This window comes from Hyalangium versicolor, assembly GCF_020103695.1.
Taxonomy (GTDB): domain Bacteria; phylum Myxococcota; class Myxococcia; order Myxococcales; family Myxococcaceae; genus Hyalangium; species Hyalangium versicolor.
Genome location: NZ_JAHXBF010000014.1, coordinates 353,191 through 364,296, shown reverse-complemented (window position 1 = coordinate 364,296; position 11,106 = coordinate 353,191). Strand labels below are relative to the sequence as shown.

The following is an 11,106-nucleotide window of genomic DNA, read 5'->3' as shown; positions in this document are numbered from 1 at the left end:
AATAGGCGTCGACGTCAGCCGCGAGCAGATGGCCGCCCTTCACCTTGAGCGCTCCAACTTCCATGGTGAGTGGAATTACACCCTCCGGCCAAACTGAAACTTTATTTCTGCGCGGCTCCTTTCATTGACGCAAGTGCACGCAACAGTGCCTGCCCCTGCGCGTTCGCGAGAACTTGGTCGTAAGAGCGAATTCCGAGTACAACCGTTTCGGCGTGTCGCCACCAGCCATGGAGATGGACAACGCCGGCTTGCTGGCCTCGGAAAACTCGCTCGATATCTCGAGTGTCGCGTGGGCTAATTGCAGGGAGCTCTGAGACCTCTTCGAACAAGCCATCGTAATTTGTCGTCGCAACTGGAACACCGAGGGCAAGAATGGCACGTATAAGAGACTGGGAATTTGCCTTTAGACTGCCCATTGCCAACTCAAGCCAGTTTGCATACTCGCCGCCATTAGGAGCACCAAGCTTGCTGCTAATCTTTTCGGCTGCGCTGAGCAAAAGAAGCGTATCGCCAGTCTCGCGCCCCGTCTCGATGTCGTTGTAGACATTCTGCTGCCATTGTGGCGGCGGGGTGGGCTGGACTACCTGCATACAGTACCTGAGCCCGTGGTGCAGCAGGCCAAGCCATGATGCGACAGGGTTGCCGCCTGTAGCGGCGATTGATACTCCCGCCCCAATAATGCAGAGAACCTGCCTGTTGCGAATCTGGCTTCGCAGATCGTCTGTCAAGATCGATTGATCTGGTATTTGGGGTTTGAGATTCATTGAGGAGGCCTGCTTAGGCGTGTCAGTGGATGCAATACTGATCAAGGAGGGGGGGGAAGCCTTAGCGAGATTGGTCTTCCCTGCAGAGGTAGGCACAGCGTTCGGAGGCTTCGGATTTTGAGCAACGGCAGGCGCAGCCTGCGGTGGTTGCAACTGGAGAGCACTGATGCAGTCCTCAATTTCTGTTGCCTCAGTAGCAGTTAGTCCTTCTTGGCGAGGCAAAAAGCGCCCATTTAGCTGAGTAGCAAATCGTGAAGCGGTTTGTGGTTTCATTCTTCCAAAGACGAGGCGTTTCTTGGCAAAACTCAATATGCACGCGCCACGCGCTCGCGTGATGGCCACATAGAGGAGTCGAGCTGCTTCCTGCACAAGCCCAGGGTAGCGAGCGCGAGATTCGCCAGGCCAAATGCTCTCTTCCATCCCTGGAACGAAGACGACTTGCGCGCCGAGTCCTTTTGCTCCGTGCGCGGTCATCATGCGAACGCGTGATGAGGAGGTAGTTGCCGATGGAGGTTCGGCACCGAGGCGCAGAGCAATATCGTCAAGAACGGAAGCCTGTTGGTCGTCGGTCTCGGCCTGGAGATAGGTAAGGGTTTCCTTGAGGGTCGATTGACTCGGCAAGATGTCGATTGCAGCAAGCCACCGCTCATGTGCAGTTTCGCCGAAGTGCGTCAGTAAGAGATCAGCAAGTTCATCTGAATGGTCCTCCAAGGCGGCACTCGGTATCCATAGACCGATAACTGATCGAATGGCAGAGGCTTGAGAGAGTGCTTGTGTTTCGCGGGAACCAAAAACATTGGCTGGAAGGGTTCCTTCAAACAAGTCTGGATACCTTAGATTGTGAAGAAGGACATTCTCTGCGATCTTGTTGCATGTCGCGATGCCAACTTGGGGTAAAATACCAAGCAATGTGCGGTATGCCACGAAGTCGTTTTTATTGCAGACAATTCGCAAGCACGAGAGTGCAAACCGCCCTTCGTCGCTGTCGCTGTATCCGTCCTCGCGAGGCGGCGAGTATGGGATCTGAGCAGCATCAAATGCATCCGTAAGCGCTTGTTCTTGCAATTTACGGTTGGACAGCAAGATGATGATTTCCCGATGCAAGACGCCAGCATCGGCTAGTGCTTGACATGATGAGGCAATGGCGTTGGCTTCTTGCTTGTGACTGCTGAAACTCCAGAGGCGCACTGAACCAGTCACGGGAGGGGTGGCGGTTGCGTATAGGGAGCGGAGTGCTTTTGGAATTCTCTGTGGTGATAGATTGCGGCTCAGTACCGTTGTTGCGGTGGCGAGAATTGAAGGCGTACAGCGAAAGCACGCGTCCAGGCGATGCGTGCGTGCTGACGGGTATTTGGTATCAAACGTCTGGATACCCTGGGGGGATGCATAGCGGAAAGAATATATGCTTTGGTCGTCGTCGCCTGCGATGAACGTAGGGACGCCAGCTTCAACGAGATGGTCGACGAATTCGAGATCGCATGGGTTGAGGTCTTGGAATTCGTCAACTATGAGGTGCTGAATCCCAAGCAACCCGACGGGCTCCAATGTACCTGCGGCTACTTGTTCTATGCATTGGTAGATGATTTGTCCTGGCAGCACGCACGAGTATGTTTGGGTGCGAGGCCCGTTGAAAGTGTTAAACGCTGACCTCTCTGACTCCGAAATTGGAGGATCGGGCGGTATATAGTTCGGTGGTCCCCAGGTCCGTGTATTCCAGAAAGCTTCGTGTTCCTCTCGAATCTTTGCGCACCGGCTGGGGTTGTATTTGCTCGTGTGGGAGAACTCTTTGTCAAAAATGTTCTTGCATTCCCACCTGTCTAATACTACCGGGTCGCTGGGGTACTGCTCCAGTTGGCCAGCACGCTTCAGGACGCGGAGTGCCAGAGAATGCAGCGTTGTCACGCTGACCTTTGAGGCGTTGTCTAGGCCCTTTTTCTCGCAATAGCGCCTGATGCGGGCACCCAGTTCGATAGCTGCTGCTCTCGTAAATGAGACTACAAAAATGGCTTCTGCCGGTGTCTCGCTCTTGAGAAGCCAGTAAACTCGCTCCTCGATGGCAAAGGATTTCCCTGTGCCTGGGCCCGCGACGAGCCGAACTTGAGGGCTAGTGTCGTGGGCAGCTGCGTGCTGAGCCGCTTCTGCTAGTGCCTGTTCCTGTTGGGTGATTCCCACCGAATCCCTCCTCGGGTTCTGAACTAAGCGTTCAGCAGCTTACCAGCCAATCGAGGAAGCAGGGAGGCTAGTCTGGGACGAGCCAACCTCTTCACTCTAAAGAACGGGACGAGATGGGATGAATCCGGGGACCGATCTGGTGTGAGATCAATGTGTTAGCCGGTAACAGCGCGACCTGCTTGGGGTTTTGCTTCAGCCTTGTTACGGGTTCGATTTCCACCGCCTCTCTTTTTTCTTCATAGTTACGGATGGTTAGCGCCTTCCTCCATCCGTGTTGCACGTATGTCGCACGTAGCGCAAGAGGTAGATATGGCATCAGCCAGCGTCGCGTCGCCGATGACGGCGTGCCAGTCTCTGGGTTCCAGTTGCTGCTGATAGCGATCCTCCAAGACATCGAGCAGTTCCTTGCTCTCGGCGGCGCCCAGGGGCTCCAGGCCGAAGACGTCGAGGATGAGTACCTGGGCTTTGGCCAGGCGCTTGAGTGCAGGTGCGTGCCATCGGCGCGGGCCTGAGCCACCTCGTCCTCTCCCCCCAGCACCACCTCGACGAATGCCGACCGAGCGCTGCGGCCCTTGGCTCGTGGGCCAAAGCCCAGATGCCACCGCCACCACTGCAGATTCTCCGGCTTGAGCCCCTCTCGCGCCGAGAAGCTCGCCGCGTCCATCCCACTACGCTGCCACTGCCGGATGATCCGCTGCTCCCACTTCTCTCGTGTCGTTCGGGTCATGCACGACCCATGGCATAGGGCTCCCCTCTACCTACCCACGGCGTTTACCGGACGGATACGACGCCAGGAAATCTCTACTGAAGGCAACAATTACATCTCCTCTCGCTATAACTAGTTGCGGTTTGTCAACTTGGTCAGATGCATAGTGGAAACGAGCCAAGGAAAGCGCGGGATGTCGATCGCGGCGTTATCTCATCGGACGAGCCGCAGTCAGGTGGATCGTTGGCTCACGTTTCCAGAAGATCGTGTTCATTGAAGCTCTCTGCGAACTTCCGTATAATGCCGAAGCACTGGTTCGTTTGGCGCAGCAGCGTCACCCCTCTATCCGACGAGATGTGCTCCCTATCGAACATAGCTGCTAGCTTTCTCTTTTCGACACTTGTGATCGATCCGGGCTAGACCTCCTCGAAGCGTGCGCCCGCAACGCCCATACCCTCCATGGCGTTCTTGATCTCCTCGGAAACGATCAAGGCAACCTCCCACCCTTCGAGGCGAAACACCTCGGCGTTCTCCGCCTTCCGCTTGTCGATGCGCAGGCGGTCCATACCCAGGTATTGCCCGACCTTGTCGGGGACTCCGTGCTCTGGCGTCCAGAAACGTACCTTGGAGGCTTCCTCATCGATGCAGCGGATAAGGCGCGTTGCCACGAGGACGAGGTACTGATCCGGTTGGCCCTCGATATCTGCAGGGATGAGCTGGACATCACCAGGGGCGCGAGCTGCTAACAAGGAAGCAACCTTGACGTGGACGACAGGGACGCTCAGGAGCGCCCAGGAAAAGTCCAGCGACTTGCCTGCAAGCTTGATGGGGATTTTCAACCGTCCTTCGACGTGGACGGGCGTCCCCTTTATGAAATCCCAGTCGTGAACTTTGCGGCCATGGCTGTCGATGGGCGTGGCCAGGTACCAGCGCTGGGGAACATCAAGGTCGTCGGCTAGCTGGAAGAAGCGCGGGGGCATAGGGGATTTCTAGCGTCATTTTCCCAGGGTGACGAGTCGGTTCAACTCCGTTCCGGGTGTGGAGATCTGCTTGGCGAGGTCATCCAGCGCGGGCAGCAACCGCGCCCGGCATTCCGCGATGGTGCTACAGCCTCCCAGTGCCCTCTGCAAACTCTCAAAGATGATCTGGTGGTATCGCTGAGGGTGAGGTCCCTTGTGCCCCAAGATCGGCACCTCGTTTTGATGGTCCTTCAACCTCATTCCCGCCCTGGCGAAGAGCTCCTCGAACAGAGGAGTCCACGGGCCGCCTCGCAAGGCGGATTTCTTGTTCGCGATGGTTGCGATGTGGTGTTTCTCAGTGCGGGTGCTGCGCCCGCCGCTCACCGCCATCGCCACCGCGCCCGGGGCCAGCGCTATGCGGAAGTCGTCATCCATTACGGCCACTGAGTCCACCGTGCCCACCTCGGACAGCAGGATCCCTTGCTGCTCAGCGGCATGGAGCGACACAGTTGCAGAACCGGGGAGCGTCGCCACCTGTTCCGCGAACCCTTTCGCAGTGTGTGTGAGCAGTGCCATCACGATCATGGCGAAGGCCTGCGCTGCTTCACGTGAGAACAGCCGGCCGAACTTCTCGCCCGCTTCGCGGATCTCCTCGAAGGTGGTGGCGACCTTCACCTCTTCCATCAACTCGAACCAGCCTTTCACGAGGTTGTAGAGTGTGAAGGCACCGACCCACAGCACGAGCGCCGCTGTCGCCCACGCGGCCACAAACTTGGTGACGGGCTCAGGCAACGCGAGCAGGACGAGCAGCGTGACGACAGTGCCGATCGCTGCTTGCAGGACGGCCCGCATGCTCACCATGTCACCGAGCGCCTTTTGGAACTCCTCCAGAACAGGGCTCTTGCTCAAAGCCATGGCCAGCATGTACCGGCCTTGCATGTCCAGGTACTTGCCCCCCACGAGCGCGCCCAGGCAATCGCCCTCCACCCCCTGGGCATTCCGACACCATGCCTTGTAACGGCTGACGAGCTTCTGATCCCCCTCTGTCAACGCTCCTTCCAGGGGCATGCCCAACTCCAGCGGGACGAGCTTTCGCTCTCGCAGCAGGTAGAGGTAGTCCCCATAGAGCGCGTCCAGTTGAAACAGGCGTTCGACTGTCTGCCGGGGTGAGCCCGTCAAGCGCACCTCGCGAGCCAGTCTTCGGATTGCCTCGGTGACTTGCTCCGGTGTCACCACCACCGGCTTCGCCGTAGCGGCGCGGGAAATGTAGATCAGCGTTTCTCCCTCAGCCTCCGAGTCCACCCGGATGCCTGGCCGGGCGGTGGTGCACCCCACCAACACGGCAAGGAACAGCGCTTCGACCTTCCAGAGAATCCGCCAGAGCATGGGTACCCCTTTGTGCGAGCAGGGGTACAGGTTAGGGGGCTGACACCCGGCAGGGGAGGATATGCCGGGGCGTGTTCGCGCTAGGAACCCACGGGCTTTGTAGGCAGGCGGATTCGCTCCGGCTCCTGCTCGGATGTCGTGCCTTGCTTACGGTTGGCCACACCAGCAAGCTCAGCCCTACATAATACGAGAAAGACTGATCAGTCCCGTTTGAGCGCCGTGCTCGGGAGAGGCTCGTGCTTCGGAGGCGGCTCTTCCCCGCCCAGGCGCCACGCCAGGAAGCCACCTCCGACGATGAGCATCCCCACGCAGGCCAGGGCCCACAGCCACCCGGTCCGCTGGTGCGGTTCGAGGATCAGGTGCTCTGGGATGGTCTGCGCCGAATGCGAATTCTCCATGAGCCGGGAAGGCCTCGTGTCCGGCTCCGTGCTGACCCCGAGCTTCGAGTTGTGCTCCACCTTCGTGATGGCCTGCCCCGGCCGAGGCGCCGGTGAGGCTCTCCGTGGCGAAGAGGGCGGCAACGTCTCGTCCTTCTGCGGAGAAGGCGGCAACGTCTCGTCCTGCTGCGATTGCAGTGCCAATCGCGGCGGTGGCGGCGGCGTGAGTCGCGGCGGCGGTGGTGGCGTGACACGCGGCGCATCGGCCGGCGGAGCCGAGGGCTCCTCAGGCGTCACTTCCATCATCTTCGACACGAACAGGGCGATCCGGTGCGCACCCACCTTCTTCCCCGTGGACAAGATGTAGTCCTCCAGGTCCGACTGGAACGCACGGCAGTCCGGGTAGCGGTGCTCCCGCTCCTTCGCGAGCGCTCGATCCAGGATCCGCGACACCGCCTTGGGCAGATCCGGCCTCCGCTCCACCGCGGGCACGGGCGGCTCGGAGAGGATCGCCTGCGCCATGCTGGCCTCGGTGGTCGCGTTGAACGGCTTGCGCCCTGTCAGCATCTCGTAGAACACGACCCCCAGCGCGTACACGTCCACCCGGTGATCCAGCGGCTTGGCCCGGATCTGCTCGGGAGCCATGTACGAGAGCTTGCCTTTGACGACCCCCGTCAGCGTGCGGTGACTCTGGTCCGCCACCTTCGCGATGCCAAAGTCCACGATCTTCACCGCGCCCTGCCGCGACAGCAGGATGTTGTCCAGGCTCACATCCCGGTGGATCAGCCCCAGGTGCAGCCCCGTGTTCGGATCCCGAAGATCGTGCGCGAAGGCCAGCCCCTCGCAAGCCGTGGCGATCAGCTTCGAACACAGCACCGGCGACAGCGCCATCTTCAGCGTGGTCACTCGCTTCATGAGCGCACGCAGGTTCAGGCCGTCGATGTACTCCATGGCCAGGTAGTAGCTGCCCGCGGCCTGACCGAAGTCGAAGATCTGGACGATGTTGGGGTGGTTCAGCCGCGCCGCCAGCCGGGCCTCGGTGAGGAACATCTCCATGAAGCCGTCCTCCTGCGCCAGGTGCGGGAGGATCCGTTTGACGACCACTTCCTTCTCGAACCCCATGGGGCCGGCCACCTTGGCGAGGAAGACCTCAGCCATGCCCCCCACGGCGAGCTTGCGGACGAGCTGGTACTTGCCGACTTGCATCCGTGCCAACCTCGATCCGGGGTCGACAGTCCGCGACCCCCCGCTGCGCTTATCCGCCCGCACTGTCCTTGCGAGCACAGGCGGAGTGATGGGGGGCTGACGAAGCCGACAGGCTGACAGAGCCTTGCCCCCAAGGGCAGATCAGCTCCGAAGGGGCACGGTCGGCATCGCCCCGGACAGGGCTCGCATGGCCGAGGCCATCGCCTCGATCGTGAGCGAGGTCTCCGATGCACCCAGCCGCAGCGCCCCCTCGGGCATGTTGGGCACCACGCAGCTCTCCGGGTGCTGCACCAGCGTCAGGCCTCCAGCGCGGCGGATGGCCAGCAGCCCCGAGGCCCCATCCGAGCCCATGCCCGTGAGCACCGCGCCGCCCGCCCGGTTCCCATAGGCGCGCGCCAGCGAAGACAGCAGCGTGTCTCCCGGTGTCGCGTGGCGGCCGAGGAACGGCTCCACGAGCAGCTCCCCGGACGAGAGCACCTGCATCTGGTGTCCATCCGGAGGCAGGTAGACATGGCCGGGCAGGGGCCGGGTACCGCTACGTGCCACCTCCATGGTCAGCGGCGAGGCCGCGGCCAACCACTGGCGCAGGCCCGAGGTGAAGCCCACCGAGACATGCTGGGCGATGAACACCGGGTAGGGGAGGCTCGGAGGCAGCAGCGACAGCAGCATCGCCAGAGCAGGAGGCCCTCCCGTCGCGGACACCAGCCCGAAGCCGTTCACCCGTCCACTTCGGAGGATCGGCGGGGGCGTGGGGTGGGCCACCAGCAACTTGCGCGGAGACAGCGGGATGTCCGCCATCGTCCGGATCGTGCTGATGAGCTGGAAGCCGAAGTTCGCCAGCCCTCCGTCCTTGCCGGGCGTGGGCTTGGGCATGACCTCGAGCGCCCCGGCCTGCAGCGCCTTGAAGGACATCTCCGCGTCCATGGCTCCCGAGATGACGAGGATGCGGCTGGGAGACTCGGCCATGATGCGCTCGGTGGCGTCGATCCCGTCCATCCGGGGCATGCGCACATCCAGGGTGACGACGTCCGGGCGGAGCGACTGGACCAGCGCGACAGCCTCCTTTCCGTCGTTTGCGGTACCGACGACGCGGATGTCCGGAGCGGAAGCGAGGAGTCCCGAGAACATCCTCAGGATGGTGGGCGAGTCATCGGCGAGAAGAACCTGGATGGGCTTGGACATGTGCACCTCGGGGGTCGGCGAGTGCGCAGCTGGAGACAGGAATCCTACTTGATGGATTCTACCTGCTGTCCAGCGCCGAGCCTACGCCTTGGGTCGTATTGCCAACCGCAACGACCCTGCGTCCCCGAGACGCAGAGGCCCGAAAGCCCCTTAATTCTTTACGGTAGGAGTCGCCGCGGTGGCTCCCGAGAGGGCACGCATGGCCGAGGCCAGCCCCTCCAGCGAGAGCACTACGTCCGTAGCACCATTGCGCAGCGCGGCCTCGGGCATCCCGGGCACCACGCAGCTCTCCGGCGTCTGCGCGAAGGTGATGCCCCCGGCGCGCCGGATGGCCAGCAGCCCCGAGGCTCCATCCGAGCCCATGCCCGTCAGCACCGCGCCGCCGGCCCGGTTGCCGTAGGCGAGCGCCAGCGAGGCCAGCAGCGTGTCCCCGAGCGCCGTCTTCGCGGCCGGAATCGGCTCCACGAGGAGCTCACCCGTCAGCATCACCTGCAGTTGGTGCCCGTCCGGAGGCAGGTACACATGGCCCGCTTGAGGCCGGGTGCCCGTCTGCGCCACCTCGAGTTGCAGGGTGGAGGCCGCCCCCAGCCACTGGCACAGGCCCGCGGTGAAGCCGTCCGACACGTGCTGGGCGATGAAGATGGGGTAGGGCAGCTTGGGCGGCAGCAGCGACAACAGCAGGCAGAGCGCGGGCGGACCTCCCGTGGAGGCCACCAGCCCGAAGCCATTCACCCGGCCCTGGGGCGTCGTGGGCACCGTGGGCGCCGGCGGCTGAACGGTGGGCGCGGGGCGGCGCTCGGCCAGCGGCAGCTCGGCCATGGTGCGGATGATGTGGATCAGCTTCACGCCGAAGTTGGCCAGGCCCTCCAGGCCGGGCCGCGGCTTGGGCATGACCTCGAGCGCTCCGGCCTGCAGCGCCTTGAAGGACATCTCCGCATCCACCGCACCGGAGATGACGAGGATGCGGCTGGGGGCCTCGCTCATGATGCGCGAGCTGGCCTCGATCCCGTCCATGCGCGGCATGCGCACATCCAGGGTGATGACGTCCGGCTTCAGGGTCCGAGCCAACTCCAGGGCTTCCGCCCCATCCTTCGCGGTGCCAATGACCTGGATGTCCGGCGCCGACGAGAGCAGCGCCGAGTACATCTTCAGCATGGTGGGCGAGTCATCCGCGATGAGGACTCGGATGGTGGAACTCATGTGCGCCTCGAACAGGGGAGCGAGCGGGTTGTGGGGACCGTCTCATGCCTCAAACGGTCCGTCCCGGCCAGCGCTCGTTTAGAGGCCCGGCGGGGACCCCGGCGGGGGCATGCCCTCGAGCGAGCGGAGAATGGTGGCGAGCGCCTCGGGGGACACGGCATGGTCGGTGGCCTTGTTGCGCAGGGCCGCCTCCGGCATGCCGGCGACAAGACACGTCTGCGGATCCTGCGCGAAGGTGAGCCCTCCCGCGCGCTTGATGGCCATCAGCCCCACGGCTCCCTCCTCACCCATGCCGCTCAGCACCGCGCCGGCGGCATGCGAGCCGTACGCGCGCGACAGCGACGCCAGGAGCAGATCCCCCGAGGGGAAGGTGCTGCCCGAGGCCTTCTCGATGACGATCTCGCCCTGCATGCCCACGCGCAGGTGGTGGCCGTCCGGAGCCAGGTAGACGGTGCCGGCCCGGGGCTGCTCGGAGGCGCGGGCGATCTCCACCGGCAGCGGGGACAGCGACGACAGCCAGCGGTGCAGGCCCACGGTAAAGCCGGGGGTGATGTGCTGGGCGATGAAGAGCGGGTAGGGCAGGCTGCGCGGCAGCAGCCACAGCAGCGAGGCCAGCGCCGTGGGGCCGCCGATGGAGGAGGCCAGCGCGAAGCCCGCCACGCGGGCGTTCTCCGGGAGATTGGGCGCGGTGTTGCGGCCCTCGTGGCGCTGGGTGACGAGCGGCACCTCGGCCAGCAGCCGGATGGCCGACAGCAGGCGCACGCCGAAGCGCGCCACGTCCTCCGGCGAACCTTGCGGCTTGGAGATGACCTCGAGCGCTCCGGCCTGGAGCGCGCGGAAGGACAGGTCCGTGTCCGGCGCCCCGGAGACCATGAGGATGCGACAGGGCGTCTCCGCCATGATGCGCTCGGTGGCCCCCAGCCCGTCCATGCCGGGCATCTGCACATCCAGGGTGATGACGTCGGGCTTCAGCGAGCGTGCCAGCGCCACTGCCTCCTCACCGTCGCGAGCGGTCCCCACCACGGTCACGTCCGGTTGGGCCGATAGCAGGCGCGTGAGGACCTGCAGCATCGTGGGGGAATCGTCCGTGAGGAGGACTTGAATCGCTTTGCTCATTCGGTTCTCCGAACTCCTAGGGGGTTTCTACCCCATGG

At 62.8% G+C, this 11,106-nt stretch carries 8 protein-coding genes and 2 pseudogenes; 1 reads left to right on the top strand and 9 read right to left on the bottom strand.

Annotation, left to right across the window (positions count from 1 at the left end; genetic code table 11):
• Window positions 1-101: 101 nt before the first annotated feature.
• Both KY501_RS54000 and KY501_RS53695 read right to left on the bottom strand, forming a co-directional pair.
• On the bottom strand, window positions 102-2,936 hold the full coding sequence (locus tag KY501_RS54000; protein WP_224366701.1) for a UvrD-helicase domain-containing protein: 2,835 nt from the start codon (window positions 2,934-2,936) through the stop codon (window positions 102-104).
• A gap of 242 nt (window positions 2,937-3,178) precedes the next feature.
• Complete coding sequence (locus KY501_RS53695) at window positions 3,179-3,361, bottom strand: hypothetical protein (protein ID WP_304608645.1); 183 nt, start codon at window positions 3,359-3,361, stop codon at window positions 3,179-3,181.
• Here KY501_RS53695 and KY501_RS53690 point away from each other — a divergent pair.
• A complete protein-coding gene (locus KY501_RS53690; protein WP_304608646.1) occupies window positions 3,281-3,448 on the top strand; it encodes a hypothetical protein in 168 nt (55 codons plus the stop codon). The genes KY501_RS53695 and KY501_RS53690 overlap by 81 nt on opposite strands.
• Before the next feature lie 65 nt (window positions 3,449-3,513).
• Here the strand turns inward: KY501_RS53690 and KY501_RS54570 are convergent.
• From KY501_RS54570 to KY501_RS28885, 7 genes and pseudogenes are all read right to left on the bottom strand, one after another.
• Window positions 3,514-3,600 (bottom strand): annotated as a pseudogene (locus KY501_RS54570) (hypothetical protein); the annotation flags it as partial.
• Window positions 3,601-4,058: 458 nt separating this feature from the next.
• Entirely contained in the window at window positions 4,059-4,622 is a 564-nt protein-coding gene (locus tag KY501_RS28910; protein WP_224366700.1) for an imm11 family protein, read from the bottom strand.
• A 15-nt stretch (window positions 4,623-4,637) separates the two neighbouring features.
• Window positions 4,638-5,987, bottom strand: a complete 1,350-nt coding sequence (locus KY501_RS28905; protein ID WP_444881611.1) for an AHH domain-containing protein — start codon at window positions 5,985-5,987, stop codon at window positions 4,638-4,640.
• A gap of 536 nt (window positions 5,988-6,523) precedes the next feature.
• A pseudogene (locus tag KY501_RS28900) lies at window positions 6,524-7,570 on the bottom strand (serine/threonine protein kinase); the annotation flags it as partial.
• A 141-nt stretch (window positions 7,571-7,711) separates the two neighbouring features.
• Complete coding sequence (locus KY501_RS28895) at window positions 7,712-8,752, bottom strand: chemotaxis protein CheB (RefSeq protein WP_224366698.1); 1,041 nt, start codon at window positions 8,750-8,752, stop codon at window positions 7,712-7,714.
• Window positions 8,753-8,902: 150 nt separating this feature from the next.
• Window positions 8,903-9,952 (bottom strand): chemotaxis protein CheB, encoded by a 1,050-nt coding sequence (locus KY501_RS28890; protein ID WP_224366697.1) that lies wholly within the window; start codon window positions 9,950-9,952, stop codon window positions 8,903-8,905.
• Window positions 9,953-10,030: 78 nt separating this feature from the next.
• Complete coding sequence (locus KY501_RS28885) at window positions 10,031-11,068, bottom strand: chemotaxis protein CheB (protein WP_224366696.1); 1,038 nt, start codon at window positions 11,066-11,068, stop codon at window positions 10,031-10,033.
• Window positions 11,069-11,106 lie beyond the last annotated feature (38 nt).